Source organism: Pseudomonas sp. EU05-FHT14B02 (assembly GCF_058791055.1).
Genome location: NZ_JBYTDD010000015.1, coordinates 38,316 through 55,050, shown reverse-complemented (window position 1 = coordinate 55,050; position 16,735 = coordinate 38,316). Strand labels below are relative to the sequence as shown.

Here is a 16,735-nt window from a genome sequence, read left to right as displayed (position 1 = left end):
CGTCAGTCTTCCCACCAATCGTCCACGATTTTTCGAAGGCGCTTCTTGTCACCTTCGTCAAGCGCTTGATATTTCCTAAAGAAAGCGCTGTCAGTTTCCACATCTTGAGAAGTTTCTGTAGCGCTTCCGAGCAGTGTTTCAGGCGCGAGATTCAACGCGAGCGCAATCTTGTTCACCTTGTCCATTGACGGATTAGGTTTGTCTCGGTTCTCGAGCTCCCACAGGTAGCTCTTGCTGGAGTCTGTTAGCTCCGCCAAGCGCTCCAGAGAAATGCCGAGCTCTCGCCTCCTGGCGCTGATTTTCATTCCAAGGCTTGATGCCACCGTAATCACCTCCCAAGTCGTTCGGTGAGTGTACCACTGTACCGAACGAAAAAAACCCTATTGACAGGGTGGTTAGATCAGGCGCACAGTGAAGTCGTCGTTCGGTGGCCTGATATGTCAGCGTTCGGTGAAAAGGAATGTAGAGCTTTGTAATATCGTTGGAATGGGCTCTACGTTTAGGCAGGCTGAGGTGCTCATTGGTCAGCTTGGCCGTATGACAATGAGGATAGGCTTAACGTCCGGATGAGCGGAGACGCTACGACGGAAGGGGAATTAAGGGGGCAAGGATGGACTAGCGAAGAAAGAAATTGACCGCTCACCGAGTCGGAGATGCTGGGAATCGCAACTGCAATTGCGCCCCAGCGAGTGCATGAAGAATGCAGGCACAGATTCAGTATCTTCATGCGCCATCGGGTAGTCAAGGCTACTCGCTGCTCTGACGCACTCACGAAGCCCGTCGGGGCACCTGTTCACGCCAGAGAAAAGGCGTGTGGAGATACGTATGAACGAAATTACTCAGAGTCATATTTTCATCGCCGGATTGGATCTTGAATTCAAGCCGGTTCCCATCAACGACGAGACACCGATCGGTACACAGATTGCCCGTGCCGGTGGCTATCTCCCTGATCAGATGCCTACGATTCTCCAGGCACTTCCATCCGGTGCATTCGAAGATATTCGTCCGGACGAGCTTGTGGATTTGGTGGCAACGTCGCGCCGCTTCATCGTGGTCGAATCTGACCGCTCCTACTTCTTCGCGGTCGATGGCCAGCGTTATGAATGGCCATGCAAGATCATCAATGGCCACACAGTCCGGAAGCTGGCACAGATTGCTGAGAACATGCGCCTGGTGCAGCAGCTGGAAGAAGAAGTCGATCGCGAAATCGCAGACGCTGACGTTATCAATCTGGGTGAGGAGGGCATTGAGCGCTTTGTCATTCGCGAGGCGATCTGGAAGCTCAAGATCCAAGGTCGTACCTTGGAGTTCGGCAAGCCACAGGTCACTGTTCGTGAAGCCGCTTTGCGCGCTGGGCTGGATGTCTCCCAGCATTGGAAGATTACCCTCACGGCTGCAGGGCACCATTCCGAACTGCCCAGCATGGACGCGATCGTTGACCTCAGCGCTCCGGGCATTGAGAAGCTGCGCTTCACTCCTAAGGATGTTGGGAACGGTGAGGTCGCAACGGCGCCCCGTCGTGTTTTCAACTTGCTTCCAGCTGACACGGCGTACCTTGACCAGCTTGGCTTGTGCTGGGAAACCTGCATCGGGACAGATGGCCTGCGCTATTTGGTGATCCACAACTATGAACTGCCGGCGGGCTACAACCACCAGTATGTTCAGCTGGCGATTCAAGTCCTGGCAGGTTACCCGGTCGAGCCGTTGGATAGCTTCTACTTGTACCCACATGTGTCACTGGCCACAGGTGTGCTCCCTCCCAACGTGCAACTGACGGCTCAGATCGACGGTTTGGGCTTCCAGGGGTGGTCACGCCACCGGACAACTGTTCCGTGGAATCCGCATGCCGATAACGTCATTTCGCAACTGGCTCTGGTCGAAGGCTGCCTTCACAAGGAGGTTGGTCAATGAAAGCTGGGGCGACGCTCGTAATGACCGAAGCCCTGCACTCCGCACTCCGGGAGCATCTGTTCCCGGGGGACGGTTTAGAGGCAGCGGCCATCCTCATCTGCACGCGACACGAAGGTGAGCGCACCAAGTTGCTCGCGAAATCTGTGATCCCGGTTCCCCATGGAGCGTGTGTCAGGCAGAAGGATTTTTTGAATTGGCCTGGCGAGTACCTTGATCTTGCTATAGCTCAGAGTGAGGAAACTCAGTCCTCAATCGTGCTCGTCCATTCTCATCCAGGCGGTTTCTTGGGCTTCTCAGATCTGGATGATGAGAGCGACCAGATCACCATGCGATCGCTGTACGCTGGAGTGGAAGTGATCCATGGCTCAGCTGTCATGATCCCGGACGGCAGGGTGGTGGCTCGCACGTACGATGATTCGCAATGCCCTACCAATGTACGGCTGGTCTCAGTAATCGGTGATGACATAAGGTTGTATTTCGACGAAGTCGAAGACCATGTAGTCCTGGACGGTAGATCTGGAGCGCCGATGGCATTCACCTCTGAAATGACCCAAGCGTTGGCGAAGCTGAGCGTGGCTGTCATCGGGGTCTCTGGTACTGGCTCAGTTGTGGCCGAGCAAGTTACCCGTTTGGGCTTTGGCGAGATCATCTTGATTGACCATGACCGCGTTGAGGAGAGAAACCTCAATCGGATTTTGAACAGCACCCAGGAGGACGCGAACTACTCTGCATCCAAGGTGGAGATGTTCGCGAGCTCCATCGAGCGTGTGCGGGGTAAAGGAGTGGCCCGCCCGATTGCAAAATCGATCGGGACTCGCGAGGCAGTATTAGCGGCAGCTGATGCGGACATTCTCTTCTGCTGTGTGGACACGCGATACGCCAGGATGATCGCTGATCGAATCGCTAGCCGTTTTCTCATCCCGCTCTTTGATGTTGGCGTGCTCATTCCTACGATGAAGGATGAATCGGGAGTGATGATCGCGGGAGTTTATGGCCGCATAGATTATGTGCAGCCTGGTGGATCATCTCTCGCTGATCGTGAGGTCTACACCGGTGAATCGCTTCGTGCCGAGAGTCTTCTGGCTGCGAATCCTGAGGCCTATCAACAGCAGATTCAGCATGGGTACATTCGAGGGTTCCATGAGGAAGCTCCCGCTGTGATTTCCCTGAACATGCTAGCGGCATCCTCATGTGTGATGGAGTTTTTGGCCAGAGCATTTCCGATGCGTGAAGAGCCAAACAGAAACTACGCGCGAACGTTAATCAAGTTCAGAGAGGCAGAGCAGGAGTTCACCGCAGAAAATGACTTTCCGAAGATCCCGGATCCAGGGCTTGCGCTCGGCGCCGTTGAGCCGCTTCTCGGGATCGCTGACTTGGCAGGTGATGTGTGATGCTCAAGGCCTTAAAGAAAGCTGTTTACCGCTGGTTAGACGGCCTGCTCCCCGCTAGGAAATTGCAGGTCGTGCAAGGCGATGTCCTGCCAAGCCAACTGCCTTTTCGATCTCTAATTCTTGTTAAGGATGGCGCGGAGGACTGGTGCGTTGGGTTCAAATGTCCATGTGGTTGTGGTCGGACGATTGAGCTTTCACTGCCGCCGGATATGACGCCAAGGTGGACATGCAGTACCGATCCCCTAGGGCGGCCAACGCTGCATCCATCCGTGTGGCTAAAAAATGGCTGTAAGTCACATTTCTGGCTGCGAGAGGGCAGGGTCATTTGGGTGTGAAGACGAAGCGGAGCGCTGGCGCTTGGGTCAGTGTTTCGCACATTCGAGGACTAGGACTCGCTGGAGAGGAGGGCTTCTTCACATCTGCCTCTTGGATCTTTCGTTCTGAGTTGGAATCCAGCAGCATCACCGGCTCAGATGCTCGTTAAGGTCAGGTGTTCGTGTCTTACAGTGATTGGGAAAGAAATTGGGCGTGGCTACGTGCCAAGGCCAAACAAGCAAGATGCCTCTCGGCTGAGGAGGAGGAGTATTTAGATCGCGAGCTGGCGATCAAAATTCGTGAAAGGATGGAGCATGAGGCCTCAGTTCGGTGGTGGCAGCTTTTCGGGGTGGAGGGCCATCGTTTGGATTGCATTGAGGCAGAGGCCCAGTTCATCGGCCACTTGGACGAGATTTTTAAATGCCCGCCCGCGAGCCATTTCCTAGCCCCGACAGAGGCGAAGCTGCGACTTCATCATGCCTATCATTTCAGTCGGCGGGGGGTATACCACGGCGTCGAATTTAAGGCGCCTCCCACGACACGTTTGCTTGAGCTCATGCTGTATGGGTATTTCCCCTACGAGGATACCTGGATCTACCTGGACAGGAGATCAGAACTGAGCTCCGACGGGTATAAGAAACCTAAGCAGTGGCTCGCGCTTCCTCGAGGAGAGACCCCTCGAGATAGGCTCGGCATTACCATCGAGATCAGCTTATCTGGCCTCACGCCGATCCGCTCGCAATCACCAGCAACACTGTTCAGCAGCTTGAAGCCTTCGGAGAAAGAGAACCTGGCCAGGGAATATGGGGCGGAAGGCTCTCATCAGCACTGGCTTGAGCAGATCGTGGAAAGCCTGTTCGCTGAAAGAGGTCGTCGAGCCAGAATCAGGATCAGCTATGCAGGCGAGGCAGGCGGTAGTCATCTCCCCCTTGCTGAGTTGATTGCTGAGGGAGGCCGCACTCCAGGTAAAAAGGTGGTCATGCAAGATGGCAATTACCTCAACTGCGAGCCTGGCAATCTCGTCACTCGCTCAAGTCGAGGCAGGACAATGAGCTGCAGAACCTGTCGCCGCCCCACAACCAGAGACCAATCTGAGCTTACTAAGGACTCGGCGGGGTCAAGCCTTCGCGTCTGCCATTCCTGCCTCCGATGGATGACCAAATCCTCTTAGTAGAAATAGTCTCACGAGGGGCTTGCGCAAAATGTACAGTTAAATCAATATAAACCCTATGATGTGGTAATTGCATCATAAAGACATAGAGACCGGCTTTTTGGCCGGTTTTTTTATGTCTTGGTTTTCTCCTATCGCCGCATCCAGCGGCAGTTTGTGTCCCTTAATTTACGTGCCTAATGGCTGAAGAATCGCGAGCACTCGTTCGTGAGACTTACGCACGTCTATAGAAAATGGGCGGAGGCCCTGATATGAAAAATTCGATCCAGATTGATTATCAAAATAAGACCATCGTTTTCAGCTCGAGCGGCTGGTTGAATGCTAGCCACGTCGCGGAGCTTTATTCTGCTTCAGTAGACGGCTGGTTGAGATCCCGTGAGACACAGGAGTATCTGGCTGATGTTGCTACTGCACTAGGTGCCGAAGGGCCTCAGGAGCTCATCCAGATCAGTGGAGATCGAGCGGGTGGCATTTGGCTGCACCCGAAGGTGGCGATCGATTTTGTTAGGGAGATTGATCGTAAGCTCTCTCGCTGGTGCGACTTGACCATCGATAGAATTTTGCGTGGCACCTTTTCAGTGAAAAAGCGTTTCGACGCAGCGTGCAAGGTGTTGGATGAGAGTCGGCATGAGGCGAGCAAGCACGGAAGGGGGCTGATGGAATGGCGCTTGAAGAAACGAGGGCTCGAATATCATGTGGCCCATCTGAAGGATCAATTGCAGCTTACATTGGGGCTTAATAATCCCAACTGAAAAAGACGAACGAAAGCCCGCCTAGTGCGGGCTTCGTCGTTTTTGGAGTCAGCTAAATCGAGACTTGCAGCGGTTATTTCCGATCGCCTGGCGCTTCGGGCTGAGGTCTCACTGATACGTTGCGCCGTAAGCCTCCTCCAGAAGCGGAGGGCTTCTACATCCCGCGCTCAGAGGCGGCCAATACGGCGGGACTTGTACTAACCCTGGCTTATTCGAATCCCGGCGTCATCGAGGTGCCGGATCGCTGGGTTCTGTAAGGTAGCCAGCCTTTTGGTAGAGATTGAAATGCCGCATCATTGCTACAGGGTCGCCGGTACCAAGGTAGAGAGGGCTTGCGCTTTCGTTAACCGGTTTGCTAGATTTATGTCCGCGCAGGGTAGGCGCATCACACCCGTCTTTGAAAGCTGGAAACGGCACTACCTGTTGGTTCTCTTATGCTCAAGGCCATGTTATTTCGAGGCCCTGCGGCGGCGTAGGCGGGTGGCGTTGCATTAGGGGCGGAGAAACCAACATGAGCACCATTCCCGACGTTCGTCCGTCTACCCTTTCCGGTATCAAGCGTAAGGCCAAGCGCATCAATGGCCTGAACCCTGAAATCGTCTACCTTGTTGCTTTGGATCTGTCTGCAAAGCAGTCCGGCTACGAAAGCTACCATCACGCACGCAGAGTGCTGCAGGCCGGGCTGAGTGCTCCTTCACTGCACAGCATTTACCTCTCGGCGTATTGGCGTGACTCTTCGACAAAGCCACGATCAACTGGGCTTGAAGTTCTTGGGATTAAACTCCGGAGGCCGCTGACAGACTTCCTAGGCAAGCATCAATGTCACTTTGCTCAAAATCTACAAGGGTTCTTCGTCGAGTCGTCGGATCATGTCGAAATGAGGAGCACTGTCGACAGCTTGGAGAAAGCAAAGGGGTTGCTGACTCGTGCAGCTCTTTCTCTTCAATTCATGGAAGCTGCACGGCTCCAGCCTGCAACAACGAAGGTTCAGTGGTCAGCCATGGAGAGGGCAGGCGAACTCCCTTCTTCAGATCATATCTCTCGTTGGGTGTGTGCCGACACCGGCGCATGGCTGATGCTTGATGAGCCCTATGGGCATGTACTTGCGCCTGAGTATCAAGCTAGGCGCAACGACTGGTCTAACGAAAATGGCTTCAAGCTGGCAATGCCTGGCTGGGAAGGTTTATACAACCCTGGTTATGCGACGCCGCATTTATTGGGGCACGACGTCGATCTCATAAACCGTGTCGTCGCCACGGTGGAGCACCTCAGTTTAGGTGAGGCTAGTACTTGGGCTTTTCAGTCAGAAAACTTCAGCAGCCAGTTCGTGAGCCCTGCACGAGCGCAGTCTGGGAAGAAGCGCAAGCCTCGTCCTGGTACCACGTACGGATCCAGTAAAAACGCGATCGAATACCGTCGCAAGGAAGGATGGGGTTCCTACTGGCGACCAGCTCAGCAAATGAGCATCGCTGACCATAACGCAATGGGATGGATACTTAAGCGTTTGTACGCAACAGCTATGCCTTTCACTGTCCGCACGCAGCTCTCGGAGCTCCATGCTGAGCTGGAAAACTGGATGGATGCCGAATACAAGGGTGAACGCCATCCAGACTTTGATCCAGATGCCTACTATGGCGGCTACGATATCCCTTGCTACCAAAACCGCATTGAGGTGCTTGAAGCGCTGGATCGTCTCCGTTCGATCATGGCGGGCACGTATCTGGACTCTAAACCTTTGAGAGATCATTTCAGAAAGCTGGATTTGGCACGTCAGCATATCGCTAAGTCGTAAACTCAGGCTAAGAGCTTTTGTTGTTTTTAATTTCGGAGTCCAGGGGTGGAAGGTCATAATTTTGAGCGTTTAAAGGCCCACATATTGCAGTTGTCAGTAGCCTCGGAGTTCGATCGGGCTAGGCTTGAATGGAAACTTCACGCTGTTGAGGTTAGTGAAGAGTTTGATCAGTGTCCGTGCGGGAAGGATATTAAAGAGCACTGCTATATTATAAATTCTAGGAATGGTAACAAAACTTACGTAGGCAACGTGTGTATCAACCGTTTCCTGCAAATCGAGACGGGCAATCTGTTTGCCGGATTGCGGAAAATTACGCTTAATCCGAGCGCGAATGCAAACGAAGATTTAATCGAGTACTCTTGGGAAAAGGGTTACCTGTTCGGTGAGAACGAATACTTGTTCTTGAAACGCACCATGAATAAGCGAAAGTTGTCTCCTGATCAAATTTCTTGGAAAAAGAAAATTAATAACAGAATTTTGAAAGGGACGGTGGTGAGGCGTCGGACAGTCCGAGATTGAGATAGGCTCACCGTAGTAGGTGAGCCCTCTAGGCTGGCTGACGAAAGGAATGATCAGCCGGGCTTACCTTCATTAGCCTAGCCGCTTGCGCGGGAACAAGGAGTTGGGCCGGTGAGGGATTCTTGCTCGATTCGTCCACCTAGCCTCGGTTCGGGAAAGGGCTCGCAGCTGGGACTTGCGTTGTTGACGGCGCTGTAGTCTATCCCGTGAGAATGTCGCTGCTACGGACACGAAGTGTCCGCCTATGCTGTTCCTCCAAGGATGTGCGAGGGAGGGCGATTCGAGGCGTACAGATGAGAAGGGCGATGCGGGTGGGCTGGCATTCACCAATCCGTCGCTCAGGTGTGAGAGATAGGCATCAGAAGCTCCATACGTTGTCGCTGAATACTCCCTGGGCTTCCACATGCTCGTTGTAGGCATTCATGGCTTCGCTGTTCTCTGCCAGCCATTGTTCTCGCTTTTTCGTCCTCAAGGCCTCGGCCAGAGCCTGCTCCGTGTGAGATTCTTCCTGGGTTTGCATGGTCTTGTCCTCTCAACCGCGATACCCAAGCTTACCCTTAAGCAGGCACCTCATTTCAAGGCGGCTAATAGAGCTGTTCCTGAGTGGAACATTCCAGCCCGCACGGATAGCCGCTTACGCGAAGAAGCGACGCTTCTGCTAATGGCACATTGGCGGCAGTTTTTGGTTCCATCTCAAGAGACCCTGGTCAATTTCGGCTCATCCCTCAGGCAGACGTGCTCAATAAATTTTTTGAACCCGTTAAAGGTTCGTAAGAGTTGAGCCGATTGGAATTAGCAAGCCAATTTTTCGAGAGTGCTATGAGCGACAACGACCGTCTGAAATCCCGCATCACCTTCAAGTCGTCTGAGTTTTTCACTTTTCCGGAAACAGACGAGCATTATCGTGCGACTGTCAAACTCACTCCGTCTCGACTCATACGTGTAACCCTAAGCGACTTCAAAGCAAGCTTCACCACACAGCAAGTTTATGAGATCGCAACTGGTCTAATCAACGCAGTAATTAGCTCGTTTGATCACAATCACTCAAAGCCGGATAAGTCTAAAGTCCAGAGTGCTCATGATCATTGGACTGCTCTCATTTTGCGCCATAACCCGTTTGGATCACACCAAACATCTGATCTGCTCCACGTTGTGAGTACTGGTAGAAATTTCCTAATGGAAGGAGCCCTGCTCGATCCCGAGCCGATGGTGGAATTTGGGGATGGTGAAGAGCCTATCTACGAATTTCAGATCAGACTAGACGGCCAATACGTCATAATGAGTTTCGGTTGGGTTAGCTGGAGTCTCAGGCGAAGCGAAGCACAGTGGCTGGCAGAACAGCTTTGGACTGCAGTTTTTTTGGCAACAAAGCCTAAAGCGCAGATTAATCAGGAGCGTGCAAAAGGAGTATGCGCGATCTGATACTTGTTGGGAGCGTATCTTCCGTCATCCCGACACAACAGGCCTCGCCCCAAAGCGGGCGTAGGCCCCTTGAACCTTTGCACTTGCTGCTGACTATCACTTGGGATCGATGGGGCTTTAACAAGCTTTACGGCACGACGCGTGGGCATGAGATCGTTGACTAGGCGTCCTTTTACATCGGCAGGCAGTAACGGAAGTCTGCCAAAAACACCTGATTGAACTGTTGATATTGGTGTATTGTTAGGTGACTAACTACATAGAGATCTATCATGTCTAAACTTGCAGAATATCGCCAGCTCGAAAAACACCTTGCCGAGCAAATCCAGGCCTTGGAAGCCCTGAAGGGTGATGCTGGCTTGAAGCAAGAAATCGAATTTGAGACCAAGCTGCGCGCCTTGCTTGCCGAATACAGTTACAGCCTGCCAAAAGTGATCGCTCTGCTTGATCCTCAAGCTGGCCGTCGCGCTCCAGTCGTCGAATCCAAAGCAGGCACCCGCAAACCTCGTCAAGTGAAGGTCTACAAAAATCCTCACACCGGCGAAGTCGTCGAAACCAAAGGTGGCAATCACAAAACGCTGAAGGAATGGAAAGCGCAGTACGGTTCCGATACCGTGGAATCCTGGCTGACCAACTGATTTTGGTTTGAGTACAAACAAAGGCTCATAAACAGGGCCTTTTTTTGTTGGCGTTGGGACGAACATGGCGCTTGGAAAAGGAGAGTCTGGAATCGCATCAGCTTGCCGGGTTCAAGCGACAGAGCCTTGATTCAATCTCTCAAGCGCTTCTTTCACGACAACGTACCCAGCCTCACTATTTGAAACCTGCAATGGCGTCATCCCACCCAACGCGGTTTTCGGTTTGTTCAGCCAAGCTGCCGCTTTCTCTTTGTCTGCAAAGACTTGCTCTGCTTGCAGCTGAATCAGATCAACATGATCCAACAATCGGGCTCCTGTGAAACCGATCTTCTAGTAAGCTGCAAAATAACCTAATGTGACAGTTAATTGTCTATTTTTTACACGTAATGCTGGCTTAATTCCTATTCGGCGTTATCGCCTACGTCGGAGCCTAACGATAGGTTATTGATGACGCGTGTCCAATTGTAAGAGCCATTTCCAACGACTACACTCCAGCCCATGAAACGCTATCTGCGGTTTTACCTCATTTTTCTGATCAGCCTGGCGCTTCCCCTCAGCGGGATGGCGGGCGTTCAGCCGCCGACAGAGCCTTGCCCGATGAAGACGATGGGCATGGCGATGATGGACGACATGGGGATGGACTGCTGCAACGACATGAAAAGCCCTACCGAACACGGCAAGCCTTGCAAGCTTGGCCAGGAGTGCAAGACGGGCGGCATGTTGCAAGTCTCGATCCTCAAGCCGCTGCTTACCGTATTCAGCCCCGTAGTGCTTTCCTTTTTCAGCGACTCCCTACCTGAACAGACCCCTTCCGGGGTATGGCGACCGCCTCGCGTTTGATTCCAGTCCCACATTGAGCCTCATTCCGCATTAGCGGAATGGACTAGCTGTGCGCACGTCTTTACCGCGTGCAGTGGATGATCACAGGAATCGTAAACATGAACTCCAAGTGCTTTTGCGCAGGCTGGTCTCTCGTGACCGGCCTAGCGGCAAGCGTGCTGGCATTGCCGAGTTTCGCTGCCGCATTGACGCTCGATGAAGCGTTGCGGCTGGCAGAAAACAATGCGCCGTCGCTGACCGCACAAGACGCGAAAATTCAGGCTGTCAGCAGTGCAGCCATCCCTGCTGGTGAATTACCTGATCCCAAGCTCCTGGTGGGCGTGCAGAACTACCCTATTGGCGGCCCGGATCGTTGGAGCATCGACCAGGACTTCATGACCATGCAAATGGTCGGGGTCAGGCAGGAAATGCCCAATAGTGACAAGCGGAAGGCGCGCATCGAGGTCGCCGATGCGGCTATTGATCGCGTCTCTGCGGAACGTCTAGTCGAACGCCTGAAGGTACGCCAGTCCACAGCGTTGGCGTGGATCAGTAGCTACTCGGTTGAGCGCAAAGATGCGCTGTTCCAGGACTTCTACAAAGAAAATCGTCTGCTAACCGATACAGTCCGGGCCCAAATTGCCGGTGGCCGCGCTCAACCTGCTGACGCGGTGACGCCCAAGCAAGAGGCAGCTCAACTGGCAGAACAACAGGACGATCTGAACCTCCAGAGAACGCAAGCACGAGCGGCCCTCAAGCGCTGGATTGGCAATGCCGCTAACGAGAAGCCCGTGGGCCGTTTGCCTGAATGGCCTGTCGACACCTCAAGTTATTCTCATAAATTGCAACACCATCCCGAGTTGGCAGCGTTTGCCCCGATGACCCGCGAAGCGCAAGCCAAGGTTCGTGAAGCCGTGTCGGAGAAGCAGTCGGACTGGAGCTGGGAAGTGGACTACCAGCACCGTGGCCGTGAGTTTGGCGACATGGTCAGCGTGCAATTTTCCTGGGATTTACCGCTGTTTCCTGACTCTCGCCAAAACCCAAAAATCGCGGCCAAACAGGCTGAACTGAGCCGGCTTGAGGCTGAGCGAGAAGTATTATCACGCGAGCACACTCAGCAACTGGAAAGCGAGCTAGCTGATTATGAGCGCCTCAATCGTGCCGTGCGCCGAAACCAGGAAAGCTTGCTTCCGTTGGCCAAGGAAAAGGTTGAACTCACCATGGCCAGTTACCGTGCAGGCAAGGGCGATTTAAACGCCGTGGTTGCCGCGCGGCGTGAGCTCATCGAAGCCCGACTCAAACAGGTTGAAGTGGAAGAACAGCGAGCGCTGACCAGTGCGCGCCTGTATTTTGCTTATGGGGAGTCCAGCCAATGAGCCTCAAAAAATGGAACGGTGCAGTGCTGGTGGGCATCTCGCTCGCATTGGGTGTTGCCGGCGGGTACTGGTTCGCTCAACAGCGCATGAGCGGAGACCCCAGTACCGCCCCGCAACAGGCCCTCAATTCAGCGGCGGAACGCAAGGCGCTGTATTGGTACGACCCCATGTACCCGCAGCAAAAATTCGATAAGCCGGGGAAATCCCCCTTCATGGACATGCAGCTGGTTCCCCAGTACGCCAGCGGTGAAGGAGTTCGGGCGACTGTCACTATTGATCCGCGTCTGACTCAGAATCTTGGGCTGCGTTTTGCGACTGTCACCCGTGGTGTCTTACATTCCAGCCTCAACGTGACAGGCATCCTGGCGTTTAACGAGCGTGATGTCGCCGTGATTCAGGCACGCACCACTGGCTTTGTGGAGCGAGTCTACCCCCATGCTCCCGGCGATGTGCTCAAGGCCAACGCGGCGTTGGCGGATATCCTGGTGCCAGAGTGGGCTGCTGCGCAGACAGAATTTCTTGCCTTGAAGCGCAACGGGGATGCTGACCTGTTAGCTGCGGCCCGCCAACGACTGCTGCTCACGGGGATGCCGGCATCACTGATTACTCAGGTAGGGCGTAGCGGCAAGGTTCAACCTTACCTGACTCTCACCAGTCCCATTGGTGGTGTGTTGCAAGAACTGAATGTCCGTGCCGGCATGACCGTGGCGATTGGCGACACTCTGGCACGTGTGAATGGCTTGAGCAGTATCTGGCTAGCCGTGGCCATTCCAGAATCGGAAACCGGAGCTATCACCGTAGGACAGACAGTCGAAGCGCGCTTACCTGCCTTTCCAGGGACAACACTCAATGGCAAGGTCAGCGCAATTTTGCCCGAGACCAATCCGGACAGTCGCACGATTCGTGTACGGGTGGAACTCCCGAATCTGGACGGTCGCCTGAGACCAGGTATGACAGCGGGGGTGAGCCTGAATCGTTCGACCGAGCAAAGTGTGATGTGGGTGCCAAGCGAAGCCGTCATTCGTACCGGTCGACGTGCCCTGGTGATGCTCGCCGAAGACGCCGGACGCTACCGTCCCGTGGAGGTACAAATCGGGCAGGAAAACGATGGCAGAACGGCAATCCTGAAGGGTCTGGAAGAAGGCCAGAAGGTAGTTACTTCTGGACAGTTCCTGCTCGACTCGGAGGCCAGTCTTAAGGGCATTATTGCAAGCTCAGAGGAAGCGTCACCACCCAGCGCAGCAGCCTCCAGTTTTCATGAGGCGGATGGGCAGATCGTGGAGATCAACGACAAAGAAGTCACGCTTGCCCATGGCCCTTTCAAGACGCTGGGCATGCCTGGCATGACGATGACGTTCCCGCTCGGCAATCCGGCGCTGATGCAGGGCCTCAAAACGGGCGACAAGGTTCGGATCGCGGTGAGCCAGACCGACGATGGTTTGCGGGTTGAGCGTTTGGATAAATCGGGGGGGCAGCCATGATCGCGGCCCTGATTCGTTGGTCAGTGGCCAACCGATTCCTGGTAATACTGGCGACACTGTTCGTCACGGCGTGGGGCATTTGGTCGGTGCAGAGCACGCCCATCGACGCGCTGCCGGATCTCTCCGATGTGCAGGTGATCATCCGGACACCTTACGCAGGCCAGGCGCCGCAGATTGTCGAGAACCAGGTGACATATCCGTTAGCCACCACCATGCTCTCGGTGCCGGGCGCCAGAACGGTACGTGGTTACTCCTTTTTTGGTGACAGCTTCGTTTACGTGTTGTTCGAAGAGGGCACTGACTTGTACTGGGCCCGTTCGCGGGTGTTGGAGTACCTAAGCCAAATACAAAGTCGGTTACCAGCCAGTGCCAAGCCGGCGTTGGGGCCGGATGCGACAGGGGTGGGTTGGATCTATCAATATGCACTGGTAGATCGCAGTGGGGGGCACGACCTGGCACAGCTTCGCGCACTCCAGGACTGGTTCCTCAAGTTCGAACTCAAGACTTTGCCCAACGTTGCGGAAGTGGCTACGGTGGGAGGCATGGTCAAGCAGTACCAAGTGCAGCTTGATCCGCTCAAACTGGCTAACCTCGGTATCACTCAAGTCGAGGTGAGCGAGGCTATTGGTAAGGCCAACCAGGAAACCGGTGGTGCCGTGTTGGAGATGGCAGAGACCGAGTTCATCGTGCGTGCGTCGGGCTACTTAAATACACTCAATGACTTTCGGGCGATCCCGCTGAAGTTGGGTGCGGGTGGCGTGCCAGTAACCCTTGGTGATGTCGCCACGATTCAGTTAGGGCCGGAAATGCGGCGGGGCATCTCCGAACTCGACGGCGAAGGTGAGACGGTCGGCGGCGTGGTGATTTTGCGCAGCGGCAAGAACGCTCGCGAAACCATTGCGGCGGTCAAGACAAAGCTCGATGAACTGAAAAGCAGTTTGCCGGCAGGTGTGGAAATCGTCACCACCTACGACCGCAGTAAGCTGATTGACCGCGCCGTGGAAAATCTCAGCCACAAGCTCATTGAAGAGTTTATCGTCGTCGCATTGGTTTGCGGGATCTTCCTCTGGCACTTGCGCTCATCGCTGGTGGCGATCATCTCCTTGCCGGTTGGTGTGTTGATTGCCTTCATCGTCATGCGCTACCAGGGACTCAACGCCAACATCATGTCCTTGGGTGGGATTGCCATCGCCATCGGCGCCATGGTTGATGCCGCCGTGGTGATGATCGAGAACGCTCACAAGAAGATTGAGGTCTGGCACCTAGCCAATCCTGGGGAGGAGTTGCAGGGTGAGCGTCATTGGCACGTGATGACCGAAGCAGCGGCAGAGGTAGGCCCGGCACTGTTCTTCTGCCTGTTGATCATCACCTTGTCGTTCATTCCGGTGTTCACGCTGGAAGCACAGGAAGGACGGCTGTTCGGCCCTTTGGCTTTCACCAAGACCTACGCGATGGCCGCAGCGGCGGGATTGTCAGTGACCCTGGTGCCAGTGCTGATGGGTTATTGGATTCGGGGGCGAATCCCCAGTGAGCAACAGAACCCGTTGAATCGGTGGTTGATTCGGATGTATCAGCCTGCCCTGGACGTAGTCTTGCGTCGACCAAAGATCACGCTACTGGTGGCACTCTTGGTTTTTGTCAGTGCGCTATGGCCAATATCGCGCCTGGGTGGTGAGTTTCTCCCCCCGTTGGACGAAGGCGACCTGCTCTATATGCCCTCAGCTCTGCCGGGATTGTCGGTGCATAAAGCGGCGCAGCTGCTGCAACAGACCGACCGCCTGATCAAAACCGTGCCCGAAGTCGAACACGTCTTCGGTAAAGCGGGACGCGCTGAAACCGCCACCGACCCCGCGCCGCTGGAGATGTTCGAAACCACCATTCAGTTCAAGCCATACGCGCAATGGCGCCCAGGCATGACCCAGGAGAAACTGGTGGAAGAACTGGATCGGGTGGTGCGGGTTCCCGGGCTGACGAATATTTGGATACCGCCGATTCGCAACCGAATCGACATGCTGGCCACGGGGATTAAGAGCCCCATCGGGGTGAAGGTTGCTGGCACCAACCTGACGGAGATTGACGCCGCGACTCAGGCGGTCGAGCGGGTGGCCAAGGATGTGCCGGGTGTCAGTTCGGCTCTGGCCGAGCGACTGACCGGGGGCCGCTATATCGACGTGGATATCGACCGCAAGGCGGCCGCGCGCTACGGACTGAATATCGCCGATGTGCAGTCCATCGTGGCTGGCGCTATCGGCGGTGAAAACGTCGGGGAGACCATCGAAGGTCTTGCACGTTTCCCGATCAACGTCCGTTACCCTCGGGAGTGGCGTGACTCGCTCGGTGCCTTGGAGCAATTGCCAATCTATACCCCGCTAGGTAGCCAGATCACCCTCGGCACAGTGGCGAAGGTCAAAGTCACGGACGGGCCGCCGATGCTCAAGAGCGAGAATGCACGGCCTTCAGGCTGGGTGTATATCGATGTGCGTGGTCGGGACATTGCTTCCGTGGTCGCCGATCTACGCCAAGTTGTCAATGAACAGGTCAAGTTGCAGCCCGGCATGAGCCTGAGCTACTCAGGACAGTTCGAATTTCTCGAAAGGGCCAACGCACGCCTCAAACTGGTGGTGCCGGCCACGCTGTTGATCATCTTAGTGCTGCTCTACCTGACTTTCGCCCGCTTCGATGAGGCGTTGCTGATCATGGCCACGCTGCCATTCGCACTGACTGGTGGAGCATGGTTCCTCTATCTGTTGGGATTCAACCTGTCGGTCGCCACCGGAGTCGGCTTTATCGCCTTGGCCGGGGTTTCTGCCGAGTTCGGCGTGATCATGCTGCTCTATCTGAAGAACGCCTGGGCCGAACGTGAAGACCTCGGCGACAGCACTGAGCGCGGGCTGGTTGCAGCGATTCGTGAAGGCGCTGTGCAGCGCGTTCGACCCAAGGCCATGACCGTGGCCGTCATCATTGCCGGTCTGTTGCCGATCCTATTGGGCAGCGGTACCGGCAGCGAAGTGATGAGCCGCATTGCCGCGCCTATGGTCGGCGGCATGGTTACGGCACCCCTGCTTTCCCTGTTCGTCATTCCGGCAGCCTATCGTCTGATGCGTCGTCGGCACCTCTCAGTTGCCCCCCTCAACCCTCAAGGATAAGTCGC

General features: G+C 54.8%; 16 protein-coding genes. 13 read left to right on the top strand and 3 right to left on the bottom strand.

Annotated features, from left to right (window positions below; genetic code table 11):
- Positions 1-2: 2 nt before the first annotated feature.
- Positions 3-323: a helix-turn-helix domain-containing protein gene (locus tag AC3WTM_RS15410; protein WP_042955404.1), complete on the bottom strand. Its 321-nt coding sequence runs from the start codon at positions 321-323 to the stop codon at positions 3-5.
- A 502-nt stretch (positions 324-825) separates the two neighbouring features.
- On the opposite strand from AC3WTM_RS15410, the gene AC3WTM_RS15405 reads away from it, so the two are divergent.
- The 7 genes from AC3WTM_RS15405 to AC3WTM_RS15375 all read left to right on the top strand — a co-directional run bounded on the left by AC3WTM_RS15405 (position 826) and on the right by AC3WTM_RS15375 (position 7,851).
- Positions 826-1,911 carry a multiubiquitin domain-containing protein gene (locus AC3WTM_RS15405; protein ID WP_020797681.1) on the top strand — a complete coding sequence of 362 codons (1,086 nt, stop codon included), beginning with the start codon at positions 826-828 and terminating at the stop codon, positions 1,909-1,911.
- A 20-nt stretch (positions 1,912-1,931) separates the two neighbouring features.
- A complete protein-coding gene (locus AC3WTM_RS15400) occupies positions 1,932-3,302 on the top strand; it encodes a ThiF family adenylyltransferase (protein ID WP_256586011.1) in 1,371 nt (456 codons plus the stop codon).
- Positions 3,302-3,637 carry a ubiquitination-like system serine protease family protein gene (locus tag AC3WTM_RS15395; protein ID WP_081648157.1) on the top strand — a complete coding sequence of 112 codons (336 nt, stop codon included), beginning with the start codon at positions 3,302-3,304 and terminating at the stop codon, positions 3,635-3,637. Before AC3WTM_RS15400 ends, AC3WTM_RS15395 begins: the two co-directional genes overlap by 1 nt.
- Before the next feature lie 161 nt (positions 3,638-3,798).
- Complete coding sequence (locus AC3WTM_RS15390; protein ID WP_042955388.1) at positions 3,799-4,788, top strand: hypothetical protein; 990 nt, start codon at positions 3,799-3,801, stop codon at positions 4,786-4,788.
- Positions 4,789-5,039: 251 nt separating this feature from the next.
- On the top strand, positions 5,040-5,540 hold the full coding sequence (locus tag AC3WTM_RS15385; RefSeq protein ID WP_042955387.1) for a KilA-N domain-containing protein: 501 nt from the start codon (positions 5,040-5,042) through the stop codon (positions 5,538-5,540).
- A gap of 511 nt (positions 5,541-6,051) precedes the next feature.
- The gene (locus AC3WTM_RS15380) at positions 6,052-7,332 is read left to right on the top strand and encodes a DUF5623 domain-containing protein (RefSeq protein WP_102669260.1); all 1,281 of its coding nucleotides are present in this window, start codon (positions 6,052-6,054) and stop codon (positions 7,330-7,332) included.
- Positions 7,333-7,377: 45 nt separating this feature from the next.
- Complete coding sequence (locus tag AC3WTM_RS15375) at positions 7,378-7,851, top strand: hypothetical protein (RefSeq protein WP_042955386.1); 474 nt, start codon at positions 7,378-7,380, stop codon at positions 7,849-7,851.
- 358 nt (positions 7,852-8,209) lie between these two features.
- Here AC3WTM_RS15375 and AC3WTM_RS15370 read toward each other — a convergent pair whose 3' ends face one another.
- A complete protein-coding gene (locus tag AC3WTM_RS15370; protein ID WP_020797677.1) occupies positions 8,210-8,371 on the bottom strand; it encodes a type II toxin-antitoxin system CcdA family antitoxin in 162 nt (53 codons plus the stop codon).
- 299 nt (positions 8,372-8,670) lie between these two features.
- On the opposite strand from AC3WTM_RS15370, the gene AC3WTM_RS15365 reads away from it, so the two are divergent.
- Together AC3WTM_RS15365 and AC3WTM_RS15360 are read left to right on the top strand one after the other, a co-directional pair.
- The gene (locus tag AC3WTM_RS15365; RefSeq protein WP_042955385.1) at positions 8,671-9,273 is read left to right on the top strand and encodes a hypothetical protein; all 603 of its coding nucleotides are present in this window, start codon (positions 8,671-8,673) and stop codon (positions 9,271-9,273) included.
- 269 nt (positions 9,274-9,542) lie between these two features.
- Positions 9,543-9,908 (top strand): histone-like nucleoid-structuring protein, MvaT/MvaU family, encoded by a 366-nt coding sequence (locus tag AC3WTM_RS15360; RefSeq protein WP_020797675.1) that lies wholly within the window; start codon positions 9,543-9,545, stop codon positions 9,906-9,908.
- Positions 9,909-10,019: 111 nt separating this feature from the next.
- On the opposite strand, the gene AC3WTM_RS15355 is transcribed toward AC3WTM_RS15360, so the two are convergent.
- A complete protein-coding gene (locus AC3WTM_RS15355; RefSeq protein ID WP_020797674.1) occupies positions 10,020-10,211 on the bottom strand; it encodes an MbcA/ParS/Xre antitoxin family protein in 192 nt (63 codons plus the stop codon).
- 195 nt (positions 10,212-10,406) lie between these two features.
- Between AC3WTM_RS15355 and AC3WTM_RS15350 the strand changes: the two genes are divergently transcribed.
- From AC3WTM_RS15350 to AC3WTM_RS15335, 4 genes are all read left to right on the top strand, one after another.
- Positions 10,407-10,748: a hypothetical protein gene (locus AC3WTM_RS15350; RefSeq protein ID WP_020797673.1), complete on the top strand. Its 342-nt coding sequence runs from the start codon at positions 10,407-10,409 to the stop codon at positions 10,746-10,748.
- A gap of 98 nt (positions 10,749-10,846) precedes the next feature.
- A complete protein-coding gene (locus AC3WTM_RS15345) occupies positions 10,847-12,103 on the top strand; it encodes a TolC family protein (RefSeq protein ID WP_020797672.1) in 1,257 nt (418 codons plus the stop codon).
- Positions 12,100-13,584: an efflux RND transporter periplasmic adaptor subunit gene (locus tag AC3WTM_RS15340; protein ID WP_020797671.1), complete on the top strand. Its 1,485-nt coding sequence runs from the start codon at positions 12,100-12,102 to the stop codon at positions 13,582-13,584. Before AC3WTM_RS15345 ends, AC3WTM_RS15340 begins: the two co-directional genes overlap by 4 nt.
- Complete coding sequence (locus tag AC3WTM_RS15335) at positions 13,581-16,730, top strand: efflux RND transporter permease subunit (RefSeq protein WP_020797670.1); 3,150 nt, start codon at positions 13,581-13,583, stop codon at positions 16,728-16,730. The genes AC3WTM_RS15340 and AC3WTM_RS15335 overlap by 4 nt, the downstream gene beginning before the upstream one ends.
- The last annotated feature ends 5 nt before the right edge of the window (positions 16,731-16,735 follow it).